Raw genomic sequence first — 23,869 nt, forward strand, 5'->3', positions numbered from 1 at the left:
TCCTTATGCATTTGCAGCAGGTTTTTGTTCAGGTTTCTCTTTAGCATCATCTGCCTTTTTCTCGCTCGTTGCAGGCTGTTGCGGTGCAGCACCTTGTGGCGCAGCAGCTTGAGGTTGATAAGGTTTTGGTACAACTTGCTGTTCAGGTTTTACTTTCGCAATACCATCTACAATTACTTTATCGCCTGGATTCAGACCTTCAGTCACAATCCAGTTGCTGCCTTGAGAACCAACGGTAGTCACTGGACGTGGCGTCACTTTATTGTCAGCACCGACCAGCATCGCCATTGCCTGACCTGTTGGGGTACGAGTCAAAGCTGCTTGCGGAATCAGGAAAGCATTCGGTACTTCACCCTGTACGATTTGCGCAGTGGCAAACATACCTGGAAGAAGCAGATGATTTTTGTTCGGGAATACCGCACGTAAAGTCACGGTACCTGTTTCCGGGTTCACGCTAGCATCAGAGAATGCAAGACGGCCTTCAACCGGGTAGATACTGCCATCTTCAAGCTTTAACTTGACTTTGGTATTGTTAGAGCTGTTCAAGCTGCCTTGATTAAGCTGTTGACGTAAACGTAAAAGCTCGGCACTTGACTGGTTGATATCTACATAGATGGGATCTAGACGCTGAATCGTTACCAATGGCTCTGGCTGATTCGCTGTTACCAAAGCACCCGCCGTCACAGACGAACGGTTGGTCTGGCCTGAAATCGGCGCGCGTACAGTCGAATAGCCCAAGTTGATTTCTGCATTACGCAAAGTTGCGCGATTGGCATTCAAATCAGCTTCAGCCAGTTTGACCTGTGCCGCGATGTCATCATATTCCTGTTTGGAAATGGCATTGGTACCGACCAGTTGACGGTAACGGCCTTCCTTCACACGCAATACGCCCAGATTGGCTTCAGCACGGGCAATCGCTGCACGGGCATTGTCTACTGTAGTGCGGTTGGTGCTTGAATCGATTTCATATAAGGCCTGACCTTCACGCACATAGCTGCCTTCCGTGAACAAGCGTTTAAGCACCACGCCACTGGCTTGTGGACGTACGTCTGAAATTTCAAATGCTGTTGTACGACCTGAGAGCTCTACAGACTGCTCTACACTTTGCGGTTGTGCAACAAGAACACCGACTTCAGTCGGTGGCATTTGTTGTTGAGCACCAGCTTGCTGGCCCTCTTTAGGATCTTTGCTACAACCAACAAGTGCAAGACTTGTTGCCAATGCGCAAGCAGTCAGGGCAGGTGCCCAAAGCTTTGCAGACATCATTATTCCACCTCTAATTAGATTTATATCTAAATTTTCTTATTTGTGAGCCGCGCAATATCTGATCCAGACCATATACCACAACGAAATCCAAATAAAACTGATACTCCAGCCGGATATGACATCTGAAGGAAAATGTACGCCCAGATAAACTCTTGAGATCCCCATCATCAGCATCCATACCACTGCACCGATCACGATGAGGGTATAACGGGAATGTTGCCGATGGATGTAAATTGCCAAACAAGCCAGACAAGCCGCATATAGACTATGGGCACTTGGAAAGGAACTTCCAAAGCTTTCAACCAGATGCAAGGATTCTGGTGGTCGGGGTCGGGCAATTGCAAATTTCAACAGCCAAGCTAGGAGAATTCCTCCGATAATTCCGATACATATAAAAATTGCGTTTGTATACTTTTTATACCACAGCAATGCAATACACCATAGTGTGGATAAAAATAATACAAATGGCATGCCACCTATTAGGGATAAGGACTGAGTAATTTGATTCCAAAACTCGGTGCGATACAGACTCATCCATTCCACAGCCTGCAAGTCGAGCTTGCTTAAAGCGGGAATATTCAGGATGAACACACTGAAAATTAAAAATAAAATACCGACAAAAAGTAACAAGTAATGCATGCCAAAAATCCTTGTCCTTTTAACCGTTCGCAGATCGGCCAATTGTCTGAAGCAAAGTGTACTTGTCAGTACACTTTTTTTCAAGTGTGCGTATTTTATGCGAATTCCATTTTTTTCGTAAGGAATGCGAATTCCATTTTTTTCGTAAGGAATGCGAATTCCATTTTTTTCGTAAGGAATTTGTTGCTAAATATACTGTAATTATCTCAGTTTTGGGTTTTTGTCGATGTATGATTTTCGTCAATTTCAATGCTTTGCTTGGGTGGCCAGAAGAAATCACTAGGTCGAGTCAGGAAGTGAGTCATGACCAGTTTTGCCAAAGGTTTCCACTGTTCAAAACGCACCCGGCGCGCGCGTAAGGCTACAATAATTGTCAGAGTGAAACTGACAAACAAGTTGGTCAGGCCAATGAGTAACACACCCAGAAAAGACACCACGATCAAGCCGATATCAGGGCCATTGATGGTAATCAGGCCCTGAATAAAGTTGGCAGAGGCAAAAGCGATATGGCGAATATCCAACGGTAGACCGAGAATAAAACCAATGGTGCCCATACTGCCGAGCATGATCCCGAAAATAAAATTACCCGCCAATGCACCCAGATTACGTTCGATATAGTCAGCAAAACGGTAAAGACGCTCTTGCCCCATCAGCTGCGATAAACGCACATGGGCTTTCAGGCGCGGGCCGACCTTGCGATAAACGGCCATATTGTCAAAATAACCGGCCAATAATCCGGACAGGAACAAACATACTCCGGCAATTGCTGCATGCGGAATTGCCAACGAAGTAAAAGGATTCAGGTCATGCAAGGTTTTGGCCGCCTTGGCATGATTCATTAAAGGTTCATGCAGCGCAAAATCCCACAACAAGGTAATCAATGCTGCTACAGGAATCGCAATCGAAATATTGCCCAAAATGGCGACAAACTGGGTGCGGATGATATTTACAATCAGCGCGGCCAGCTCGGCAATTTGAGCCATTTTCGAGCCTTTACGCTGCTGTACAGTAGCCGCCAGTGCGGCAGCAGTCATCGCCGGTTGTTTGGTCGCCACGGTAAAATGCAGCACATGAATCAGCATAAAGCCCAGCGAATAGTTCATGCTATAGCTAAAGGCCTGCATCAAAGGGGCCATGGTGAGGCGTGTCATCAGAACTTTTAAGGTGGCCATTGTCGCGATGATGGCACCAGCACCTGCAGCCGATTTGTACATGGCCAGAAAGCCTTGCTTGTCGGTACTTACATAATGTTCACCGGTCTTGCTGGCATTTTCAGTCACTTGTAAAGCCAAAAGTTCACTATTGGTGGCCAGCAGGGCCCGCACACTGCGTTCACTATAAATTGCTTCAGTAATGTCCGCCATAAACAGGCCAATGGATTGATAACGCAGATCATCGTCATCCATGACCATATTCAGCAGAATTTCGACCCGTTCCAGACACTGTTCCAGCAGTGCCAGCATATAGGTCAGGCTGACACTGACACCAGTCCGCTTGGTAGAACGGCGAATCTTGGCCACGACATCATGACATTGTTCCAGCATCACCAGCGCTTGCGACGCATCGGGGGGCGTGATCGAATCGACTAGAGTGACTGTGTTATAGCGTTTTTTATATTCCTGAATAAACTCGTTAATCTCACGATTCTGTACCAGAAAAGGAGATTCATATTCCATCAGTTCAGGCTGGGCATTAATAAATTCAGGGTGCAGACCAATACCACTGATCCGGTAAGACAAAATAGTCAGTGCCTTGATTAGCTGGTCTTTGATTCGGGTTTTTTCAGGCTGATTGGAATGTCCCTGATTCAGGACTGCAAATAAACGTTGCCAGTCATCTTCATCAAAATAATCCAGCCAGTATTTATCGGTACGCTGATAAAAAACCTTGCGAAATAATTCCTGGAGTTGTTGATGGTCAGGAATCAGCGGCAAGACATGTGCACCAAGGCGCTGGTTTAGCTGGTTCCAGAATCCATCCAGAGATAAAATGCCGGTATCGGAAAAGAGGCCGGTCTGTTTATAGCGATTAATGATCCGCAGAGTAAAGGTTTGAAGCGTGGCAACCGCATTCGGGGTGAGTAATAAAGCCCGAATAAATGCACTGAATTTCGCTTCGATCTCTTCGGTATTTCTGCTGTCTTCAGGTCTGATTCTTTCAACCAGTTCAATCAGAAGATTTTCATCCAGCACCGCCCGAGGTTGTTCAAGCTGGTGCTGCATGTTTTGGAAAAGATCTAGAAAATTGATATGCATAGGCGAGTTTAAAAGTTACTGAATTCGGTGTAGGGCCAGTTTGGCCAGATTAATCAGGGCCTGACGATATTCGGAGTCAGGTAATGCCTGCAAGGCATCAATTGCAATTTCAGTTTCTTCAGTGGCACGTTGACGGCAATAATCCAGCGCACCAGATTCATTGACAATTTGAATGACCTGTTCCAGATGTTCCGTACCGCCAGTCGCAATACTGCGACGGATGATTTCATGTTGCTCACCGGTGGTGTTTTTCAGTGCCGCAATCAATGGCAGGGTAGGCTTGCCTTCCATGAGATCATCACCGATATTTTTGCCGAGCGTGTCCGCGTCGGAGGTGTAATCTAAAATGTCATCAATAATCTGGAAAGCATTGCCGAAATGTCCGGCAAAGGTTTTTAAAGGCTGACGGAATTCGTTTTTGTCCGACAAAATGGCAGCACCTTCTGTTGCCAGTTCAAACAGGCGCGAGGTCTTGCCATGAATAATATTCAAATAAGTCGCTTCAGTGGTTTCCGGCTGATGCTGGGATTGTAGTTGCAGCACTTCACCTTCAGCAATTTCACAGGTACCGGTCGAAAAATCTTTGAGCAACACCATGTTGTTCAGATCGACCAGCAAATCAAAAGCACGTGAAATCAGAAAGTCACCCACCAAAACCGCAGTCTGGTTATTCCAGGTAGCATTGGCCGTCGGGCGGCCGCGACGCAGACCGGATTCATCTACCACATCATCATGCACCAGTGTTGCGGTATGCAGCATTTCAATAATTGCAGCCAGTTTACGGTGCGGTTCTAAATTTTCAGCACCACACGCCTTGGCGGCCAAAAGACACATAATCGGGCGCATACGTTTGCCACCCGCTTCCACTACGTGTTTGCTGACGGCCATCACTAATGCAACTTTTGAGGTAATTCCTTCATTAATGAATGTGTCCATCGCAGCAAAGTCGTTAGCAACAGGAGCGAGAATGTCTTGCTTAAAGTCGATGGTCATGTGAAAGAAAACCTCTAGTCTGGTAAATCGCTGGGCGTAGTTTAACAATTTATAACATGAGTGAAACCTAAGAAATGCATAAACTCCACTAAAAATCAGCTTTTTATAGATCTTATGTAGATTCGATCCATATTTCGAGCCATAAAAATCAGGAAAGGTCAGGGGGCGTGGCCCTATTCTTCAGGCTGAGTATATTAATCAAACTAGCCGGATTTCTGCTGTATTATTTTGTTGCTGAATATATCTTGAGTATTTGATTTGATAGAAATTATTTAATAGTTAAATAATTAGCGCATCCTGCTCATTATTATTTCAGTAAAATGGCTTGTTGTTTTTTTGAATATCCCTTAAAATCCTCGCCCTTAGATATCCCCCCAGTGGCGTACGTCTTAAGTTCGATATATTCCTTTATCGGCACGACGACACGGGCTTGTTTGGAGTACATTATGTACGCAGTAATCCAAAGCGGTGGTAAACAGCACCGTGTAGTTGAGGGTGAAACCCTTAAAGTAGAATTATTGAAAGCTGAAACTGGCGCGACTATTACGTTTGATGACGTATTGATGCTTGTTAACGGTGAAAGCATTCAAATCGGTGCTCCAGTTGTTGCTGGTGCTACTGTAACTGCTGAAGTAGTTAGCCATGGTCGTCACGACAAAATCCGCATCATCAAAATGCGTCGTCGTAAACACTACCGTAAACAACAAGGTCACCGTCAATGGTTCACTGAGTTGAAAATTACAGCTATTTCAGGCTAATTACGAGGAGTAAATAGACATGGCAACTAAAAAAGCCGGTGGTTCGACTAAGAACGGTCGTGATTCGAATCCTAAGATGTTAGGTGTTAAAGTTTACGGTGGTCAAACTGTAACTGCAGGTAACATCATCGTTCGTCAACGTGGTACTGAATTCCACGCTGGTCAAAACGTTGGTATGGGTCGTGACCATACATTATTTGCTACTGCTGATGGCGTAGTAAAATTCGAAGTGAAAGGTCAATTTGGCCGTCGCTACGTATCTGTTGACGCGTAATTCGCTGAGATAGAAAAAAGCCCACAGTTATTGTGGGTTTTTTTATGCCTGAAAATTAATAGGCAGATTAAGCGACATTCCATAATGTAAAAATTGTCCTGAAATCTTCATAATGATGAACAAAAAAACCGGTTTCGAATTAATAACAATACAAAAGTTCTTATTTTCTATCATTTTAGCTTTTAATTTTCGTTTAAGATGAGCTATCAAATAAATTGCGATCACGCAAAATATAAAGGTGAAATTATGAATATGCTTCGTAAAACCGTCTGTGCTATGGCTCTGGGTGCAGTGACTTTAGCACCGGTGATGAGTACAACCGTGTTTGCTGCACCTGTGGCAGCTTCGGAGCAACAGGCAACAGCCAGTCTGGTCAAGCAACTCAATCATGTGCGTAGCATGACGGCAAATTTCGAGCAAAGCACCAAGGTGACCAATCCGAGAGCGACCCAGAAAAAAGGTTTGACTGCACAACATATGAATCAAACCTTTAAAGGGGTGATGAAAGTCGCGCGTCCAGGTAAATTCTATTGGGAAACGACCGCACCGTCGAAGCAAGTCATTGCAACCACGGGTAAAACCGTATGGATTTATGATCCGGACTTGCAGCAAGCTGTTCGTCAAAGCTTAGATGAGCAGGTTGCCAATACGCCGGCCTTATTGCTGTCAGGAAACACCAGCCAGATTATGCAGTCTTATCGGGTGACTCAGCCAAATAAAGGTAAAACCTATTACACGCTGTATCCTAAAAATACCGATGGTGTGTTTGAAAGCCTGACCATTAGCTTTGGCGCGAACAAAGCACCAAGCTTGATGATCTTGCAGGATTCATTGGGACAAACCACCAATATCAAATTTAGCAATGTAAAAGTAAATAACAGTATTCCAGCCTCTACCTTTAATTTTACCCCACCAAAAGGTACGGACATCATTGATCAATAAGCATCAATATGAACCAACTGAAAAAGCAACCTTTCGAGGTTGCTTTTTTATTGCCAATCATCGGGATTGTTTTGGACAGGCTACAAGGTTCAGCTATATCTAGACAGGAGAGCGTCTTAGAATAAATAAAAGTCGAGTCAATGAAATTGCAAAATTTTGGGAGCTCAGGATGAAGATTAATCTATTTAAAACTGCTGAAATTTACGCTGTTTTATTACTCACTGTAGGTATGTTGGGTTGTCAGCCTCAATCTAGCTCAGTGGCAACGCTGGCGCAAACAGATCGGGTTGTGCAGATTGAAGGCAAGACCGTTCCTGTGAAAGGGGCAGCCAAAGTGGTATGTGAAATAGAAGGTTGTGTACGCTTTGATCTACAAACGGTGGACAGCAATATTGACTGGATTAATCAATATTTTATTGAGCGCATTCAGCATACCGAACCTGTTGCATTCACCAAAGTTACCCAGAAAAATCCTAAAAAAGCCGATGAGCCGCATTATCTGGATCAGCGCTTTATCAAGGTGGAATTTGTTGGTCAGCACGCTCATCTGGCGACCTTTGCCTTAAAAAGTTCCAATCTGGCGAGGAACAAAAATGCTTCTCTGAAACATGTGGAATATATCAATTTTGATCTAAAACAGAAAAAACGTTTGGCCTTGTCTCAACTGTTATTAAATGGCGGTGAGCAGAAATTGCTGAATGCAATGTATCAGGCTAATACTCAATGGCTGAATACGCAAGGGATTCAACAACAGCAGTTAAAATTGAGTGATAACTATTATTTTGATACAACAGGTCTGGTGATGGTGTATCCGGCAGGCGAACTAGCTCCCGCAGCAACAGGAATGCCTGAATTAAAAGTGTCCTATGCGGATTTAAATGAAGTGATTCAGCCTGAATATTTAGCCATTTTGCAGTAAGAAGCTTCCTAAATATTGTGCTAATAGGACGCAGCCAGGGTCATGGTCACTGTATTTTTTGACGTTAAGAGCTTACACTATAGCCAGTTTTTTTTCTTCTGCAAAGATTGATTATGATCGACCTGAAATTACTCAGAAATAATATTGAGGCTGTAAATGTAGCCTTGGCAAAACGTGGTGTTCAACTCAATGTTGAAGAGTGGGCATCCCTAGAAGCACGCCGTAAAGAGATTCAGTCCAAGACAGAAACACTGCAAGCTGAACGTAATGCCGGTGCCAAACAAGTCGGTCAAATTAAAAAAGCAGGTGGCGACGCATCTGAAATCATGACTCGCATGTCTGCGATTGGTGATGAAATCAAAGCGGCTGAAGCAGCACTGGCTGAACTGCAAGCTGAGCTTGAAGAAAAATTATTATCTATTCCAAACTTGCCAGATGAAGCTGTGCCTGAAGGTAAAGACGAAAGCGATAACGTGGAAATCCTGAAATGGGGTACACCGCGTGAATTTGATTTCGAAATCAAAGACCATACGGATCTGGGCGAAATGATGGGCGGTCTTGAATTTGAAACCGCGACCAAATTAACTGGTTCACGCTTCAGTGTATTGAAAGGTCCATTGGCGCGTTTACAACGTGCCATTACCCAGTTCATGCTAAATACGCATACTGATCAAAATGGTTATACCGAAGCCTATGTGCCTTATCTGGTCAATGCAGATTCATTGCGTGGGACTGGTCAGCTGCCTAAATTTGAAGAAGATCTGTTTAAGCTGCAGGGCGAAAAAGAGTTTTATCTGATTCCAACTGCTGAAGTGCCAGTGACGAATTTCGTACGTGATGAAATTATTGATGCAGACCGTCTGCCACTGAAATATGCAGCGCACACGCCATGTTTCCGTAGCGAAGCAGGTTCTTATGGTCGTGATACCCGCGGTTTGATCCGTCAGCACCAATTCGACAAAGTCGAAATGGTTCAAATTGTGAAGCCTGAAACTTCGATGCAAGTGCTTGAAGAATTGACTGGCCATGCTGAAGGCATCTTGCAGGCACTTGGACTTCCATATCGTAAAATTTTACTTTGTGGTGGTGACATGGGCTTTGGTGCGACCAAGACTTATGACTTGGAAGTTTGGGTACCAAGCCAAAATACTTACCGTGAAATTTCATCTTGTTCAAACATGGGTGATTTCCAGGCGCGTCGTATGAAAGCGCGTTACCGTGCTGATCAGAAGAAAACTGAATTTGTGCATACCTTGAATGGTTCAGGTCTGGCCGTGGGTCGTACTTTACTTGCAGTAATGGAAAACTATCAACGCGCTGATGGCTCGATTGAGATTCCTGAAGTATTACGTCCATATATGGGTGGGGCGACTTATATCGACTAATTGTCGATCTCAGCATTCCTAAATGTGCATGAAAATTGCATAGACAGTCAGATTTAAAATTTTGAGGTAGTTCGTGGATATTTTTCCAATCTCGTTAAAGTTGCAACAGCAACCTTGTCTGATTGTCGGTGGTGGACATATTGCATACCGTAAAGCACTTCTCCTGCAAAAAGCGGGTGCGATCATTCATGTGATTGCGCCTGAAATTGAAGAGAGTCTGCTGCGAATTGTGCAAAATAGCCAAGGGCAATATGTCCAGGCCGCTTTTCATCCTGAAGTTGCATTACGTTCATATCGACTGGTGATTGCGGCGACTGATGATGCAGAGACCAATCGTCAGGTCTTTGAACTGTGTGAAGCGGAAAATGTCCTGGTCAATAGCGTCGATGATCCACCGCATTGTCGGTTTATGGTGCCAGCGATTATTGACCGTTCGCCATTGGTCATTTCGGTCGCATCGAATGGTACGTCGCCCGTGTTATCGCGGCAGATCCGTACTCAGTTAGAAGCCGCTATTCCGCATGGTATGGGCAAGCTGGCTGAATTTTCAGGAAAATGGCGCAGTGCGGTTAAGGCTAAAATTATCAATCCGGATGAACGCCGTATTTTCTGGGAAGATTTATATGCCAGTCCGCTAAAAGAGCAAGTGTTTAACGACAATATCGCGGAAGCAGATCGCCTGATCGAGCAAGCATTACAAGAATGGCAACAGCCGAAAGGAGAGGTCTATCTGGTCGGTGCGGGTCCGGGTGATCCGGAGTTGTTGACCTTAAAAGCCTTACGTTTGATGCAGCAAGCCGATGTGGTGATTTACGACCGACTGGTTTCAGCACCAATTATGGAGCTGTGCCGTCGCGACGCGGAAAAGATCTATGTGGGTAAGGCACGTTCCAATCATGCGGTTCCGCAAGATGGGATTAATGCTTTGTTGGTCAAATACGCCAGTGAAGGAAAGCGGGTATGTCGTCTGAAAGGCGGTGATCCATTTATATTCGGGCGTGGCGGTGAAGAGATTGAAGAGCTATTCGCTGCTGGGATTACTTTCCAGGTGGTTCCAGGGATTACCGCAGCTTCAGGATGTTCAGCCTATGCCGGTATTCCATTAACCCATCGTGATTATGCGCAAAGTGTGCGTTTCCTGACCGGTCACTTAAAAGAAGGTTCGCCAGAATTGCCTTGGAGTGAGTTGGTCTATGAAAACCAGACCTTAGTGCTTTATATGGGGTTGGTGGGACTGGAGAAAATCTGTGCAGAATTAATCGCTCATGGTCAGCGAGCCGACATGCCAGTGGCCTTGGTTTCTAAAGGTACGACGCCTGAACAGAAAGTTGTAGTAGGAACGCTTGCTGATATTGCATCCAAAGTGTCCGAACATCAGATTCAAGCCCCGACTTTGACCATTATTGGTGAAGTTGTACGCTTACGTGAACAATTGCAATGGCATGAGCGAGGATAAGCAAAGCACTGCTTTGCCCCGAGCGCAAGACGAATGTTGTGTCTGAATTAAATATATTGAGTGAGTAAGTTGTGATCCACGTTGTTTTATATGAGCCTGAAATTCCTGCAAATACAGGCAATATTATTCGTCTGTGTGCCAATACAGGAGCACAGTTACATCTGGTCAAGCCGCTGGGTTTTGAGTTGGATGACAAAAAGCTGAAACGTGCCGGTCTGGATTATCACGAATATGCCAATATGCAGATTTGGGAAAACATCGAAGACTGTCTGGCCGATTTGGCAAGCAAAGGCATTGGGCTGGATGCAATCTATCCATTGACCACCAAAGGTTCTGAAACACCGCATACTTCGGATTTAAACCGTCCTGTGGCCTTGTTAATGGGTCCGGAAACTCGTGGTCTGCCTGAACATGTTCGTATGATGTTTCCGCAAAAGCACTGGATTCGTTTACCGATGGCAGAAAACTCCCGAAGTTTGAACTTGTCGAATGCCACTGCAGTAATTGTCTACGAAGCTTGGCGTCAGCAAGGTTTTAAAACGCTTTAAGCTGAAATTTGTGATGATTCTAAAAGCTGCCTTTGGGTGGCTTTTTTATTTTGTGTAACAAATAGATAAACTGCTTTTCACTTCGTTGTATGCTTGAATTTATAACTTTATCAAATATAACAAAAGGTGCAGCTTTGAAGCCTCTAGTAAAACTTGTCATCGTATGTTGTCTTGGAACTGTTGCGGCTTCCGTGAATGCGGAAGAGGGCAGTGCTGCCACATCGGCAACAAAGGAAGTTCAACCCATTACTCAAGCGGAAATACAGCAGGGTTTGCTCAACATGCAAAAACGCTTAGATACGCGTATTGAAAAATGGGGGCAGAGCTTGGATGCAGATGATTTTCAATGGACCTGGCGAGGGCGTAAATTAAAGCCCGCCAAGCGTGAGGAAGTCTGTGATATTTTTCAGGATGTCGTGGATGAAATGTATCAACTGGCCGTCAAGAATAAAGCCCGTTTAGGTCCGGAAGAGCAAAAGTTATTGTCTAATCGCAGTCTGTTTATTGAGAAACTGGGTTATGAAAATAATCGGGTCAATACCCAGATGGGTTTTGATTGCTATCTGCATTAGTAAAATCAAAACATGACAGACATAAAAAAGGCGCATGAAGCGCCTTTTTTATTTGAAGCAAAACGATATTATTTATCGTCAAATTCATTGTGCTGAGGAGCAGGGTGCTTGAAGCCTTTGGTTTTATAACCTAAGTACAAGATACCGCCAAATGCCCAGATCAGACCATATTTAAGCGAAGCTTCATCGACTTCTAGCCACAGAGCAAAGACTGAAATGAAGCCAAGTAAAGGAACCACGACAAAGTTCATGATCTCTTTAGCACTCTTGGTACGACCATCACGTAATGCATAACGTGAAATCACCGACAAGTTGACGAAACTGAATGCAGTTAAGGCACCAAAGCTGATCAACGACACCACAAAATCAAGATCCATAAAGCCAGCAGTTAAAGCCACTGCACCAGCGATTAAGATGTTGTATGAAGGTGTATAGTTTTTCGGGCTAATATGACCGAAGATCTTCTTGTTGATTACGCCATCACGACCCATTACATACATCAGACGTGATACACCCGCATGTGCTGAAATACCAGAAGCCATGACTGTCACAATTGCGAAGTAAAGTACGACTGTCTTAAACGCCACGCCACCTACAGCTTGTAAAATATCCGGCTGTGTTGCAGCGATATCTTCAAAGTAAGTTTTTGGATCATTCGGGAAGAAGATCTGCATAAAGTAAGTACTGATGATGAAGATGATACCTGCCAATAATGCAGTCAAGAAAATCGCTTTAGGTAAGGTTTTCTCAGTATCTTTGGTTTCTTCAGCAAGAGAACTTAAGGAGTCAAAACCTGTGAATGAGAAACACAGTAAGGTTGCACCGGTAATCAGGGCAGCAACAGACGTAAACTCATTCCAGAATGGCTCTAAACTCCACAATTGATACTTTGCATTGACCAGTGTGCCGTCTGCATTTACACCACCTTCCAGAAGTTGGTAAACCATCCAGGTGAAGTATGCAATGACGCCCAATTGTACGAATACAATCATACTGTTGAAGTTGGCAACAAATCTCGCACCACGAAGGTTAATCGCGGTCATAAAGGCGGTTAAACCAATGACCCAAACCCAATGGTTCATGTCTGGGAAAAGTGCTTCCAGATAAATCACCGCCAGAATGATATTGACCATTGGCGATAACAGGTAATCCAGCAAGGATGACCAACCCACCATGAAACCTACGTTCGGGTGGATGGATTTTTGCGCATAGGTATAGGCCGAACCCGAAGAAGGGTAGCGACGAATCATATGACCATAGCTCAAGGAGGTTAACAAAATTGCAATCAGTGCAAAAATGTAAGAGGTGGGAACGTGGAAGTTACTTTCTTCAGATACCAGACCAAATGTATCAAACAAGGTCATGGGTTGAATATAAGCTAAACCAATAATAATGATGTGCCAGAGTCCCAGCGTTTTTTGCAGTTTAGCTGCCGATTGAGTCCCAGAGATATTAGTCAACGGCGTTATCCTCTTAATCGTTGATCAAGGATCAGTCATATTTATAAGGATCGTTTGAGACGAACGATCCCCCCTACAGTTTTCTATAAAAGTCCGCCAATCTACTTGAAAAGAACGGCTTTTGCTAGCTATTTTTTGACTTTTGTCCTGCATAAAATGTGCCATTCAAAAATAGAAATCGAATTTTTTCTTATGCAAGATAAAAGCCTGATGTTTAAAAAAACATCAGGCTAGAATTTCGGCTATATTGGCTTATTTTTCAGTAATTACCAAGCCTTTTTTAAGATAGATTTTAAATCTTCCAGGGTAGCTTCTTTCGGGTTATAAATGATGGAACCATCATTCAGGGCTTTCTCTGCCACTTCATCGAGCTGGGCTTCAGAAATCTTACCGGTTTCACGTAATGTGCGCGGTAATTTGGTGAGACTGTAAATCCGGTCACGCATGGTTAGAATCGTTGCAATAGTTTTGTCAGCACGTAGATGCGCCGGCGTTTGTGCATAAATATCGGCACCCGCCAAAGGCAGGAGCAGATCTGCGATTTTATCGCCATTGACCTCTTTGTTGTATTCCAGCACATAAGGCAGGAATAAGTTCATGCATAAACCATGCGGCAGGTGTACCACTGCACCCAATGAGTGCCCCAGTGAATGCACAATGCCAACCATCGAGTTGGAAAATGCAATTCCTGCCATGGTCGATGCTTGAGCCAGTTCCAGACGGCCTTGTGCATCGGAAGGATTGTCCAGTACATTAAATAGATGGGTACTGATCTTCTTGACTGCTGCAGTCGCATAAGCATCCGAAATTGGATTGGCTGCCATGCAGGTATAAGCTTCAACCGCATGGGTCATCGCATCCATTGCGGTCATGGCGGTTAAATGCGGCGGCAAGGTCTGGGTCATGCGTGGATCCAGAATTGCAGCATGCGGCATCAGATAATAAGAGGCGAACGGCATTTTGACGTTCTTTTCAGTGTCCGACACGACAGCGACCATGGTCACTTCTGAACCTGTACCAGACGTGGTTGGAATCACAAAAAACGGTTTCAGCGGTTTAGGCAGGTTGTGAGCACCTGAATATTTCAGCAGGTCATCACCGCCTTCAGAGACTAGAATATTGGTTGCCTTAGAGGTATCAATGACTGAACCACCGCCCACAGCAATGATCGCATCACAATGATTTTCGCGATACAGTTTTGCTGCACTGCGTACTGTACCCAAGCTAGAGTCGGGTGGGACGTCATCAAAAATCGCTACAATTGCAGCATCCGCCATTTCAAATGCGGCTTCAATTGGCGCTAGCAGATTGTTGGCGCGTACACCTTTGTCGGTAATGATCAGCGGACGTTTTGCCCCTAAAGTCGCAAGTTCAAACGGAATATGTTCTAACGCGGCATGACCGGCAATTACTTTGACCGGACAGAAAAATTCATAATAAGGTTTAGCCATGTTATACACTCCGTTTCAAATAGGATTGAGCGATTTTCAGATAAATGCTGCTCGCTTCGCTTAGTTTTTCTTTTAGGCTTAGATTGCTTGGATATTCTTTAACTGCCAGTTGTGCCACCATTTTTGGCAAAATCAGTGCTTCCATTTTATTCAGGCAGCGTACCAGACGAATGGCATTGGAAATATCGCCATCAGCAATCATACGGTCATGGGCAAAAGCCTGTGAAGTACTTTCCTGAAAAGAAAACACCAAAAAGGCATGGTGCAGATGTTTAAAGGTAATAATCAAATCAGGTGCTTTTTCCAGATTTTTGACCAGTTCCAGTTGTTTGTCCTCAGTGACCCGCGCCACAAAGGCCGGACCATGCGGAAAGACTTTCATGGAAAGAGTAAAATTTTCTGGAAAATGGGCTACTTCCTGTTTGATTTCTTCATCCACCTGACTTGCCATGACCAGACCTCGGCCAATCACATCCATCATGAGTTTGACATAGGCAAGCTGCAAAGCGGGTTTTACGGATTTAGTCGCAATCACGTGATGATCCCTATCTCAATATTATTAGTTTAGAGTAAATACTCTAATTTATTTGGGGTTGAAATGCAAAGGCTTTATCTTTGCTCGACAGTTACTTGCTTAAAGTACCCGCTGTGACGCAAAGTTTCAATAATTTCAGTGCACAACTGGCTGAATTGGGGTGGTTGTTCGAGCAAATCACTCATGCGTACCATTTCCAGTCCTGCATAGCCACAAGGGTTAATGGTATTGAATCCGCTTAGGTCACAATCCAGATTTAGGGACAAACCATGATAGCTACGGCCTTTGCGAATTTTAAAACCAAGTGAGCCAATTTTGCGTTCAGCGACGTAAACCCCGGGGGCATCCGGTTTGGCATAGGCATTAATGCCATATTTTTTTAGCAATTCGATCATCAGGTTTTCAGCATAAGACACCAGCGTGCGCACATTCCAGCCCAGACGATTCAAGTCAAACATGAAGTAAGCCACCAATTGACCGGGACCATGCCAGGTCACCTGACCACCACGATCGGTCTGAATCACCGGAATATTGCTCGGCATTAGAATATGTTCCGGTTTGCCTGCCTGACCTTGAGTCAGTACATCCTGATGTTGCAAAATCCACAATTGATCCGGGCTATGTTCATCACGGGTTTCCGTAAATGTTTTCATTTCCAGAAAACGATCTTCATAAGGTGTGAGGTCGTGATATTGACGAATGATCAGCTCGGGCTTTTGCAGCACATCAGTCACAGGGAGTGTCCTTAGTAATTATAAAAACTGATCATAATTATAATGGCTTCGGCATGAAATAGGGGCGAGATCTGCAATATTTAAGCGCTAGCTCAGTCATTGTACAGGCATAAAAAAACACGCCCGGAAGCGTGTCTTTTGTATTTTCGATTACAATGCAGTTTTAATCAGCGGGCAGGCGGCCAAATCTGCATACACTGCATGCACCTGTTCCAGCTCCAGAAAGCGCAGTTGTGCGGTAATGGAGTGATATTTGCCAGTACGTGATGGTGTAATACTTACGCTATCACCTTCAAAATCTGGAAAATGTTTTAGAAAAATGTCGATGACAGCGTGACGCAATTCATCGCCCGCAAGGCCAATCAGTTTAATCGGATAATCCATAGGGAAAACCCAAAGATGTTCTTGAAGTTCACGAGATGGTGTACGGTCTAACATGGTAGTCCCCCTAATTTTAAACGCCTGCAATCATGCAGGCGTTTGGGTCTGTCTTGGCTACTTAAATGGAGACTGATGATCAAATTTCAAGTCTCCACATCAAGTATCAAATCTTAATCATTCTCAAGGAATGAACGTAAGTGTTCTGAACGCGATGGATGGCGAAGTTTACGCAGTGCTTTGGCTTCAATCTGACGAATACGTTCACGTGTTACGTCAAACTGTTTGCCCACTTCTTCCAAAGTATGGTCGGTCGGCATGTCGATACCAAAACGCATTTTCAAGACTTTGGCTTCACGTTCAGTCAGGTTTTCCAGAACTTCACGTGTTGCTTCTTTCAGGCCTTCAGACGTTGCAGCATCAATTGGTGACGTGATGTTGCTGTCTTCAATGAAATCACCCAGATGCGAATCTTCATCATCACCGATCGGTGTTTCCATCGAAATCGGTTCTTTGGCGATTTTCAGTACTTTACGTACTTTAACTTCGTCCATTTCCAGACGTTCGCCCAGTTCTTCAGGCGTCGGTTCACGCCCCATTTCCTGTAGAAGCTGACGAGATACACGGTTGATCTTGTTGATCGTTTCAATCATGTGTACCGGAATACGAATGGTACGTGCCTGATCCGCAATCGAACGTGTGATTGCCTGACGAATCCACCAAGTCGCATAAGTCGAGAATTTATAACCACGACGGTATTCAAACTTGTCTACGGCTTTCATCAGACCGATGTTACCTTCCTGAATCAGATCCAGGAATTGCAAGCCACGGTTGGTATATTTCTTCGCAATCGAAATGACCAGACGCAAGTTCGCTTCAACCATTTCTTTCTTGGCACGACGCGCTTTAGCTTCACCGACGGCCATACGTTTAGCAATGTCTTTAATGCCTTTTACATCAAGGCCAAGCTCTTTCTCGATATCGGCAATTTTTTGCTGGAAGGCCAATACGTCTGGACGTACTTTTTCCAGATAAGCTTTCTGGTCTGCAGGTGTTTTCGCAATCTGCTCATCTAACCAGGCTGGATTCGATTCCTGACCCGGGAAGCTGGTACGGAACTGGGTACGATCCATACGGCCACGACGTACTGCATAGCGCATCACTTCACGTTCTGCACCACGAATCTGGTCATGGGTACCACGAATCATTTCAGAAATGATATCGAATAGACGCGGGGTAAATTTGAACATCATGAATACAGTTGCAAGTGCCTGAAGAGCTTCTTCAGCCTGTTTGCTGTCACGACCATGTTTTTCAATAGTTGCTTTGGTATTCAGCCACGCATTTTCCAGTTCAGTAAAACGCGCTTTAGCAATTTCAGGATCTGGACCAGAATCTGCTTCTGATTCATCATCAGAATCTGCTTCTTCTTCCTCTTCATCATCGTCCAGTTTTACGTCTTTGGTCGATTTTTTCGAGTCAGTCTCATCTTCAGCAAGAACCGCTTCTTCTTCTAGAACTTCAGGAATTTCTTCATCTGATTCAGGATCTAAATAACCTGATAAAAGGTCAGCAAGACGGCGTTCGCCCGCTTCATAATCTTTGTATTCTTGCAGTACCACTTCTACCGCATTCGGCCAGTAAGCAATCGAGTGCAAAACATCACGAATACCTTCTTCGATGCGTTTTGCGATGCTGATTTCGCCTTCACGAGTCAGAAGTTCTACTGTACCCATCTCACGCATATACATACGTACAGGGTCAGTGGTACGACCTGGCTCGTTTTCTACCGATGCAAGTACGGCTGCAGCTTCTTCTTCTGCAACTTCATCCGCCGCTTCTGCAGTATCTTCGAACATCGTATCATCAGATTCAGGCGCGCGATCATGTACCGGAATACCGACATCATTCAGCATCTGAATGATATCTTCAATCTGCTCGCTTTCTGTGATGGAGTCCGGCAGATGATCGTTAACCTCAGCGAAGGTTAAATAACCTTGTTCTTTGCCTCGGCTAATCAGAGCCGCTACTTGAGAAGTAGGGGAAGTCATATCGCTCATCTTTTGCTTACTCTTCGTTGAATCTGTGGCAGTAAAAAACCGTACAATGCTGCACGATTTAAGCTCGTTAAATTTAGTGAATAGCCTACATATTTCATCAGGGAATTCAGCATGAAAGCTGTCTGATAAAATATTTAAAATGAAATTCAGTAATTTAAGATGGGGGTGAATTTGTTGTTTTCAAGTTCATCCCATGCGTGTCTGTTTATGACTCAAAAAAGGAGAATCAAAAAACATAAGCACGCAGGGTGGATTATATCATGGCACACAATTGAGACAGAAAAAACCCCTAATTACAAATTAAAAATACGAAAATCCAAATAAAACTTGACTTGTTATTTTAGGCACGATAAATAGCGCTTAAATCCTTTTACATTTTTCACTCATGAGGAAGTTTTAGTGTCTTCTACAGATTTTGAACTAGATGATAACTTCGGTGAAGATGATGTTAATTTCGATGAGGCTTCTAGCAAGCTCAGTGCTAAAGAGTCGTTGGAAAAACGTCGTCTGATCGATGATCTACTGACCCAACGTCGTTTAGAGCGCGAACTCAAAGATTTTGACTATGACTTCGACGATGACGACGATTTTGATGACGAAGATTAACGAATTCGGATTTAGCATAGTCTGAATAAATGCTATGCTAAACCTTTCGGTTTTCTAAGTTTGGATGTTAGATGAGTGCTTTAGATTTAGACCTGTTGAGTGAATATCTAGATGGTGACCAAAATGAACATGGTCTAGATTTCGCGGCAACCCATGGTTTCTTATGTGCTATTGCAGTAGGCCCAAAATTCGACAAATGGTTAGACGAACTTTTTGATAGTAACCAAAAGAAAGTGCCTGCAGAAATCATCACTCAGGTGCAAGCATGGTTAGAGTCTATTCGTCAAAGCTTAGCCAATGAAGAAGGGATTACGTTCCCGTTTGAAATTGAAGAAGCAGACACTGAATCAAGCCTGGGTGACTGGAGTGTGGGCTTTGTAGATGCCATGTTCCTGAACGAAGACGCTTGGTTTACTGAAGAATTTGAAGAGCAACTGGTGGATTTAACTCTGCCAATCATGGTCTTTAGTGGCATTGATGATGAAGATCCACAAATGGAAACTTTCCGTCGCAATGGTCAGTTAATGGATGAACTTGCAGAAGAAATTCCAGAAAACTTAAATGAATTGTATCTGATGTATCACACTCCAGAATAATTCATAAAAAAAGCACCGCAGGGTGCTTTTTTTAGCTTTGGCCTTTTTGCATCTTTGAGATCTACTCGACCCTATTTTCTTTCAAGCCTGTACGCTTCGCCAGACTATAGCGTGCATAAGCATTGTAGGCGATATGAAACAGCAAGGCATGTAAGGCAATGCTTGCAGCCACCAGGAATGAATTTGTTCCTCTTCCTGTATAGGTGATGGTTCTATAAATCTCATCTGTCTGCGGGTTCATCCAAATGACCACAACTAAAAAGATAAACCCGAATGTCATGGCAATAATAGTGGAGCCCCAGACCAGTTTGCTTTTCTCTTGCTGAGTCGGCAAACGAAGTTCTTTCTTAACAAAGTATCGGGCACTGAGAAAGGCAGAAGCAATCAGGGCAGGAATCAGCAGAATGGCGCCCAGATTGAATACATAGATGAATATGCCTACCAATAGAACCAAGGTCAGATAAACGGTGGCAAAATATTTAAGATAATGCGACATCGTTTTAATCTCCTTAAGGGATCTTCCTCAGGATGGACGATTTTTACGCTGCTGTCTACGGTAGAAAATCCAGATAATAATTACCGCAACAATGGCAATAATCACATAACTGACTTTACTGAAAATTTGCTGCATCAACTGCTGGTTTTCGCCAAAATAAAATCCGACACAGGCCAAAAATGTAGTCCAGATGATGGTTCCAAGTGCGCTATAGAACATAAATTTCCAGAAGGGCATATGACTCATGCCGGCAGGAATGCTGATCAGCGAGCGGACGGCAGGAATCATGCGGCCAAAAAACACAATCCGGTGACCATAATGCTCAAACCAACTGAGTGATTTTTTCACATCCTCTGATTTAATAAATAAATATTTGCCATAACGATCGACAAATTTAAAAATAGAATCATGGTTAAATTTATAGCCAATCCAGTATAGCAAGGCGGCTGCTAGTAGAGAGCCGATACAGCCGGACATGATGACCCCGAAGAGTATTAACTCGCCCTGAGAGGCGGAATAGCCCGCGGAAGGCATAATAATTTCGGAAGGGATTGGCGGGAAGACATTATCCAGGAACATGAGCAGGGCAATGCCCCAGTAGCCCAGTTGCTCCATGACGGAAATAATCCATTCGGTCAGATTCATATGATTGGCAAAATAAAAAATACTGCCTGTATCCTAAGCAGTATTTTTTGTGCGGTAAAGTCTTGGAATATAAATGATCAGACAGAATCAGCTATGTGTCAGGGTATAAATATAAACTTTACGTAAGAAATAGGCCAAGCAGATCGGCAAAATACTCAACAGGATAAAATGCATGATGCTGGTATTGATATGGTAACCAATGAACAGCGCCAAGATTGCGCCAATAATGGTTCCCAAGATAACTACGAACAGATGTGACTGCTGTTCAAGCTCTTCAGAAATTTGATGAAGTCGTTGCAGCTTTATATTTTCTTTTGGTTGAAATTGAACCAGATTGTCTGAATCTCGAGCAAGTGAGCCTGCCATTTTATATTCCTTTTCAAGTAAAAATTTCAGTTAATAATGAAAGACTTAGCTTGTAAATCACCGTATCATTAGACTAACAATCTTGTTTGGAAAAAAATGAGGTTCTTGGTAAGGAATTGGTAAGAGTTTTATTACTGTTGTGATTTTTATGTAAACAAAAAACCCTCCGGAGAGGGTTTTTATATATTTCATTACAAAAGGCCAAATTAGAGGCGTTTGCGTTTTGCTGCTAAAATTTGTGATTGACGCATACGGAAACCTTCTTTTTGTTTCTCCGAGGTTTTGTCAATACAGTACACACAAGAGACACCATGTTCATAACTTGGGAGGGCAACTTCTTCTGGAAGTAAAGGCCAGCCACACGCATGACACTTGGTATTTTGGCCTTCTTCAACACCGTGCGTTACGGCAGTACGACCATCAAACACGAAGCATTCACCTTCCCACATGCTTTCTTCAGCCGGGGTTTCTTCCAGGTATTTCAAAATACCGCCTTTCAGGTGATAAACTTCAGTGAAGCCTTCTTGAAGAAGTAAAGAGGTTGATTTTTCACAACGAATACCACCTGTACAGAACATCGCAATCTTCTTGTCTTTGTGCTGTTCCAGATTATTTTTCACGTATTCAGGGAATTCGCGGAAGCTTTCAGTTTTCGGGTCAATTGCGCCTTTGAAAGTGCCGGCTTTGTATTCGTAATCGTTACGTGTATCGACCAGAATCACGTCATCACGTGCAATCAGTTCGTTCCATTCTTTTGGATCAAGATAGTGACCGACTAAATCACGCGGTTTTACTTCCACGCCTAAAGTCACGATTTCTTTTTTTAATTTAATTTTCATCTTACGGAATGGCTTTTCAGAACTGTCAGATTCTTTGTATTCCATTTCGTTAAAACCTTCATTTAGAAGGAACTGGTGAATTTGATCAATCGATGCACGGTCGCCTGCAACCGTACCGTTAATGCCTTCACCTGCCACAATTAGAGTACCGCAAAGGTTGATGGATTTTACCAGGTCCAAAAGACGTTGCTGAAGATCGGCAGGATCTTGAACTTCTTTGAATTGATAAAGTGCGGCAACAACCCAACCAGTCGTCGCTTGCTGTTCTACAGGTGCAAGCTGTTCTACAGTAGCGTTCATGGAATACTCCAACGTAGCATGATAATTTGAAAGGCGCATATTTTAGCTTGATTCGAGTGAATAAGCGAGTAAAACGCAAGTCTTTTAACAGGCTTCAATTCATGGGGGAGAGCGTGTATAGTCATGCCCGACCCAGGATTTTGTGCAGTGATGCAGATACTGAAAGTTGCAGTATCTTTGGAGTGTGTTTTGAGTTCAGATCGTCGTATTGCGTCTTTAACCCCATGTGCAGGGCGTTGCTCGACCGTATTTGGTGATGCGGTATGTCGTGGTTGCCGCCGTTTTAATCATGAAGTGATTCACTGGAATACGTATAGTGCTGAGCAGCATCGAGCTGTGTGGCAGCGTCTGGATGCACAGCTGGATCAGATTCTGTTGCCGCTGTTACCGCATGCCGATCTTGTCAAGGTACAGTCCTTTATACTGTCGAAACGGGTGCGCTTGCGTGATGATGCTTCCAAAGGGCGCAAGCTGTATCATGCTTTAAAGCTGTGTGAGAAAAATCGGCATTTTACCGACGATAGTGGTTTGGGTATTCATTATAAGCAGGTGCGCCCACTCTGGGATGAGTTTGAGCGCCGGATCTTGGCCTTGGCCACCGCTAGCTATGATCTGGCTTTTCTGCGGGCAGACGGTATCAGTCAGCATCTGATTCATATACAAGAGGAGGACTAAGTCCTCTTTTTTTATGCATAAAAATAACAATAGCTGAGGGGTGGCATGAATATTAGTGAATATTTTTTATATTGTCTGGCTGTTGTGGTGATGATCGCTACACCTGGCCCAGTGATGTTGCTGGTTGCTAGCGCCGGTTTAAAAGGTGGCTATACGGCAGCTTTAAGAACCATTTTTGGTACCAATTTTGCCTCCCTAGTTTTAATTGCTTTATCTATATTAAGTTTGAAAGGTTTGCTGGTTATCAATGCGCAATGGCTGGATGCGATCAAGCTGCTGGGCTGTTTATATATTGGCTATCTGGGCTGGCAGATTTTCCGTGAAGTTATTTTTAAGCAGCAGGAGCAAGCTCAGGAGAATCTAGTTCCTGTGCATGGTGGTTTTCGACAAGGTTTTTTGGTTGGTATTTCTAATCCGAAGGACATTATTTTCTTTGCGGCTTTTTTCCCGCAGTTTATCGGGATTACTCCTGATCTTGATTTAAGTTTAATTATTTTGACTTTGAGCTGGATTCTCCTGGATTTTCTGACTTTGTCTGTGGTGTATTTGGGTTTCAACCACTTATCCCATTCTCGACTCTATCCACATTTGCTGGCATTGTGCGGCATGATTCTGCTCATGATTGCAGGGTACGGAATTTATCAAATCCTGATTTAAAAATGTACAGCATACTTGGACTGTTCCTGCCTGGCATATCCTGCAAAAATCATGCTAAGGTGAA

General features: G+C 43.8%; 26 protein-coding genes. 12 read left to right on the forward strand and 14 right to left on the reverse strand.

The annotated features are described in order from the left end of the window. Positions 1–3: 3 nt before the first annotated feature. From MWG72_RS00975 to sdsA, 4 genes are all read right to left on the reverse strand, one after another. Entirely contained in the window at positions 4–1,266 is a 1,263-nt protein-coding gene (locus tag MWG72_RS00975) for an efflux RND transporter periplasmic adaptor subunit (protein WP_004280644.1), read from the reverse strand. 36 nt (positions 1,267–1,302) lie between these two features. Beyond that, the gene (locus MWG72_RS00980) at positions 1,303–1,905 is read right to left on the reverse strand and encodes a phosphatase PAP2 family protein (protein WP_224215645.1); all 603 of its coding nucleotides are present in this window, start codon (positions 1,903–1,905) and stop codon (positions 1,303–1,305) included. Between the two features lie 206 nt (positions 1,906–2,111). Further along, the gene (locus tag MWG72_RS00985; RefSeq protein WP_247143052.1) at positions 2,112–4,160 is read right to left on the reverse strand and encodes a site-specific recombinase; all 2,049 of its coding nucleotides are present in this window, start codon (positions 4,158–4,160) and stop codon (positions 2,112–2,114) included. 15 nt (positions 4,161–4,175) lie between these two features. Further along, positions 4,176–5,153, reverse strand: a complete 978-nt coding sequence (sdsA, locus tag MWG72_RS00990; RefSeq protein ID WP_005265900.1) for an All-trans-nonaprenyl-diphosphate synthase — start codon at positions 5,151–5,153, stop codon at positions 4,176–4,178. Between the two features lie 446 nt (positions 5,154–5,599). Between sdsA and rplU the strand changes: the two genes are divergently transcribed. The 8 genes from rplU (at position 5,600) to MWG72_RS01030 (ending at position 12,007) form a co-directional block, all read left to right on the forward strand. Next, positions 5,600–5,911 (forward strand): 50S ribosomal protein L21, encoded by a 312-nt coding sequence (gene rplU, locus MWG72_RS00995; RefSeq protein ID WP_004280640.1) that lies wholly within the window; start codon positions 5,600–5,602, stop codon positions 5,909–5,911. 19 nt (positions 5,912–5,930) lie between these two features. Next, positions 5,931–6,185 carry a 50S ribosomal protein L27 gene (gene rpmA / locus MWG72_RS01000; protein WP_004280639.1) on the forward strand — a complete coding sequence of 85 codons (255 nt, stop codon included), beginning with the start codon at positions 5,931–5,933 and terminating at the stop codon, positions 6,183–6,185. Between the two features lie 246 nt (positions 6,186–6,431). Continuing rightward, positions 6,432–7,127 carry an outer membrane lipoprotein periplasmic chaperone LolA gene (gene lolA, locus MWG72_RS01005; protein ID WP_247143053.1) on the forward strand — a complete coding sequence of 232 codons (696 nt, stop codon included), beginning with the start codon at positions 6,432–6,434 and terminating at the stop codon, positions 7,125–7,127. Positions 7,128–7,296: 169 nt separating this feature from the next. Further along, positions 7,297–8,046, forward strand: a complete 750-nt coding sequence (locus MWG72_RS01010; protein ID WP_247143054.1) for an RsiV family protein — start codon at positions 7,297–7,299, stop codon at positions 8,044–8,046. 113 nt (positions 8,047–8,159) lie between these two features. Beyond that, complete coding sequence (gene serS / locus MWG72_RS01015; protein WP_247143055.1) at positions 8,160–9,431, forward strand: serine--tRNA ligase; 1,272 nt, start codon at positions 8,160–8,162, stop codon at positions 9,429–9,431. A 73-nt stretch (positions 9,432–9,504) separates the two neighbouring features. Beyond that, a complete protein-coding gene (cysG, locus tag MWG72_RS01020; protein WP_247143056.1) occupies positions 9,505–10,887 on the forward strand; it encodes a siroheme synthase CysG in 1,383 nt (460 codons plus the stop codon). Positions 10,888–10,958: 71 nt separating this feature from the next. Continuing rightward, positions 10,959–11,435, forward strand: coding sequence for a tRNA (cytidine(34)-2'-O)-methyltransferase (locus tag MWG72_RS01025; RefSeq protein ID WP_005106302.1), 477 nt, complete (start codon positions 10,959–10,961; stop codon positions 11,433–11,435). An 89-nt stretch (positions 11,436–11,524) separates the two neighbouring features. Then, the gene (locus MWG72_RS01030; protein WP_338149381.1) at positions 11,525–12,007 is read left to right on the forward strand and encodes a hypothetical protein; all 483 of its coding nucleotides are present in this window, start codon (positions 11,525–11,527) and stop codon (positions 12,005–12,007) included. A 68-nt stretch (positions 12,008–12,075) separates the two neighbouring features. Here the strand turns inward: MWG72_RS01030 and MWG72_RS01035 are convergent, their stop codons facing one another. The 6 genes from MWG72_RS01035 to rpoD form a co-directional block, all read right to left on the reverse strand. Next, the gene (locus tag MWG72_RS01035; protein WP_004731900.1) at positions 12,076–13,467 is read right to left on the reverse strand and encodes an APC family permease; all 1,392 of its coding nucleotides are present in this window, start codon (positions 13,465–13,467) and stop codon (positions 12,076–12,078) included. Between the two features lie 266 nt (positions 13,468–13,733). Next, the gene (locus MWG72_RS01040; RefSeq protein WP_004280629.1) at positions 13,734–14,918 is read right to left on the reverse strand and encodes an iron-containing alcohol dehydrogenase; all 1,185 of its coding nucleotides are present in this window, start codon (positions 14,916–14,918) and stop codon (positions 13,734–13,736) included. Between the two features lies 1 nt (position 14,919). Then, entirely contained in the window at positions 14,920–15,453 is a 534-nt protein-coding gene (locus MWG72_RS01045; RefSeq protein WP_004645797.1) for a hypothetical protein, read from the reverse strand. A gap of 74 nt (positions 15,454–15,527) precedes the next feature. Continuing rightward, positions 15,528–16,187 (reverse strand): lipoyl(octanoyl) transferase LipB, encoded by a 660-nt coding sequence (lipB, locus tag MWG72_RS01050; RefSeq protein ID WP_247143058.1) that lies wholly within the window; start codon positions 16,185–16,187, stop codon positions 15,528–15,530. Between the two features lie 150 nt (positions 16,188–16,337). Further along, positions 16,338–16,625 carry a YbeD family protein gene (locus MWG72_RS01055; RefSeq protein WP_004280625.1) on the reverse strand — a complete coding sequence of 96 codons (288 nt, stop codon included), beginning with the start codon at positions 16,623–16,625 and terminating at the stop codon, positions 16,338–16,340. Positions 16,626–16,738: 113 nt separating this feature from the next. Then, positions 16,739–18,673, reverse strand: a complete 1,935-nt coding sequence (rpoD, locus tag MWG72_RS01060) for an RNA polymerase sigma factor RpoD (RefSeq protein WP_224215688.1) — start codon at positions 18,671–18,673, stop codon at positions 16,739–16,741. A 351-nt stretch (positions 18,674–19,024) separates the two neighbouring features. Between rpoD and MWG72_RS01065 the strand changes: the two genes are divergently transcribed. Together MWG72_RS01065 and MWG72_RS01070 are read left to right on the forward strand one after the other, a co-directional pair. Then, positions 19,025–19,231: a PA3496 family putative envelope integrity protein gene (locus MWG72_RS01065; protein WP_004280622.1), complete on the forward strand. Its 207-nt coding sequence runs from the start codon at positions 19,025–19,027 to the stop codon at positions 19,229–19,231. Between the two features lie 71 nt (positions 19,232–19,302). After that, positions 19,303–19,827, forward strand: coding sequence for a YecA/YgfB family protein (locus MWG72_RS01070; RefSeq protein ID WP_004280621.1), 525 nt, complete (start codon positions 19,303–19,305; stop codon positions 19,825–19,827). Positions 19,828–19,888: 61 nt separating this feature from the next. Here the strand turns inward: MWG72_RS01070 and MWG72_RS01075 are convergent, their stop codons facing one another. The 4 genes from MWG72_RS01075 to trhO all read right to left on the reverse strand — a co-directional run bounded on the left by MWG72_RS01075 (position 19,889) and on the right by trhO (position 22,473). After that, a complete protein-coding gene (locus MWG72_RS01075) occupies positions 19,889–20,323 on the reverse strand; it encodes an ABZJ_00895 family protein (RefSeq protein WP_213687555.1) in 435 nt (144 codons plus the stop codon). A 27-nt stretch (positions 20,324–20,350) separates the two neighbouring features. After that, complete coding sequence (locus MWG72_RS01080) at positions 20,351–20,968, reverse strand: DedA family protein (protein ID WP_005103990.1); 618 nt, start codon at positions 20,966–20,968, stop codon at positions 20,351–20,353. 87 nt (positions 20,969–21,055) lie between these two features. Then, a complete protein-coding gene (locus MWG72_RS01085) occupies positions 21,056–21,334 on the reverse strand; it encodes a hypothetical protein (RefSeq protein ID WP_005103989.1) in 279 nt (92 codons plus the stop codon). A 206-nt stretch (positions 21,335–21,540) separates the two neighbouring features. After that, positions 21,541–22,473, reverse strand: a complete 933-nt coding sequence (trhO, locus tag MWG72_RS01090; RefSeq protein ID WP_004645789.1) for an oxygen-dependent tRNA uridine(34) hydroxylase TrhO — start codon at positions 22,471–22,473, stop codon at positions 21,541–21,543. 189 nt (positions 22,474–22,662) lie between these two features. Here trhO and MWG72_RS01095 point away from each other — a divergent pair, with 189 nt between their 5' ends. Together MWG72_RS01095 and MWG72_RS01100 are read left to right on the forward strand one after the other, a co-directional pair. Then, on the forward strand, positions 22,663–23,148 hold the full coding sequence (locus tag MWG72_RS01095; protein WP_247143081.1) for a DUF1289 domain-containing protein: 486 nt from the start codon (positions 22,663–22,665) through the stop codon (positions 23,146–23,148). A 45-nt stretch (positions 23,149–23,193) separates the two neighbouring features. After that, positions 23,194–23,805 (forward strand): LysE family translocator, encoded by a 612-nt coding sequence (locus MWG72_RS01100; protein ID WP_247143059.1) that lies wholly within the window; start codon positions 23,194–23,196, stop codon positions 23,803–23,805. Positions 23,806–23,869: the final 64 nt, after the last annotated feature.

Source organism: Acinetobacter lwoffii (genome assembly GCF_022967985.1).
Taxonomy (GTDB): Bacteria; Pseudomonadota; Gammaproteobacteria; order Pseudomonadales; family Moraxellaceae; genus Acinetobacter.

Coding starts and splice junctions, on each gene's coding strand:
- rpmA (WP_004280639.1), top strand. CDS start 5,931: ATGGCAACTAAAAAAGCCGGTGGTTCGACTAAGAACGGTCGTGATTCG.
- MWG72_RS01100 (WP_247143059.1), top strand. CDS start 23,194: ATGAATATTAGTGAATATTTTTTATATTGTCTGGCTGTTGTGGTGATG.
- MWG72_RS01030 (WP_338149381.1), top strand. CDS start 11,525: ATGCTTGAATTTATAACTTTATCAAATATAACAAAAGGTGCAGCTTTG.
- MWG72_RS01070 (WP_004280621.1), top strand. CDS start 19,303: ATGAGTGCTTTAGATTTAGACCTGTTGAGTGAATATCTAGATGGTGAC.
- MWG72_RS01080 (WP_005103990.1), bottom strand. CDS start 20,968: ATGAATCTGACCGAATGGATTATTTCCGTCATGGAGCAACTGGGCTAC.
- MWG72_RS00980 (WP_224215645.1), bottom strand. CDS start 1,905: ATGCATTACTTGTTACTTTTTGTCGGTATTTTATTTTTAATTTTCAGT.
- sdsA (WP_005265900.1), bottom strand. CDS start 5,153: ATGACCATCGACTTTAAGCAAGACATTCTCGCTCCTGTTGCTAACGAC.
- MWG72_RS00975 (WP_004280644.1), bottom strand. CDS start 1,266: ATGATGTCTGCAAAGCTTTGGGCACCTGCCCTGACTGCTTGCGCATTG.
- MWG72_RS01010 (WP_247143054.1), top strand. CDS start 7,297: ATGAAGATTAATCTATTTAAAACTGCTGAAATTTACGCTGTTTTATTA.
- trhO (WP_004645789.1), bottom strand. CDS start 22,473: ATGAACGCTACTGTAGAACAGCTTGCACCTGTAGAACAGCAAGCGACG.
- MWG72_RS01055 (WP_004280625.1), bottom strand. CDS start 16,625: ATGTTAGACCGTACACCATCTCGTGAACTTCAAGAACATCTTTGGGTT.
- MWG72_RS01040 (WP_004280629.1), bottom strand. CDS start 14,918: ATGGCTAAACCTTATTATGAATTTTTCTGTCCGGTCAAAGTAATTGCC.
- MWG72_RS01075 (WP_213687555.1), bottom strand. CDS start 20,323: ATGTCGCATTATCTTAAATATTTTGCCACCGTTTATCTGACCTTGGTT.
- serS (WP_247143055.1), top strand. CDS start 8,160: ATGATCGACCTGAAATTACTCAGAAATAATATTGAGGCTGTAAATGTA.
- lolA (WP_247143053.1), top strand. CDS start 6,432: ATGAATATGCTTCGTAAAACCGTCTGTGCTATGGCTCTGGGTGCAGTG.
- rplU (WP_004280640.1), top strand. CDS start 5,600: ATGTACGCAGTAATCCAAAGCGGTGGTAAACAGCACCGTGTAGTTGAG.
- MWG72_RS00985 (WP_247143052.1), bottom strand. CDS start 4,160: ATGCATATCAATTTTCTAGATCTTTTCCAAAACATGCAGCACCAGCTT.
- MWG72_RS01085 (WP_005103989.1), bottom strand. CDS start 21,334: ATGGCAGGCTCACTTGCTCGAGATTCAGACAATCTGGTTCAATTTCAA.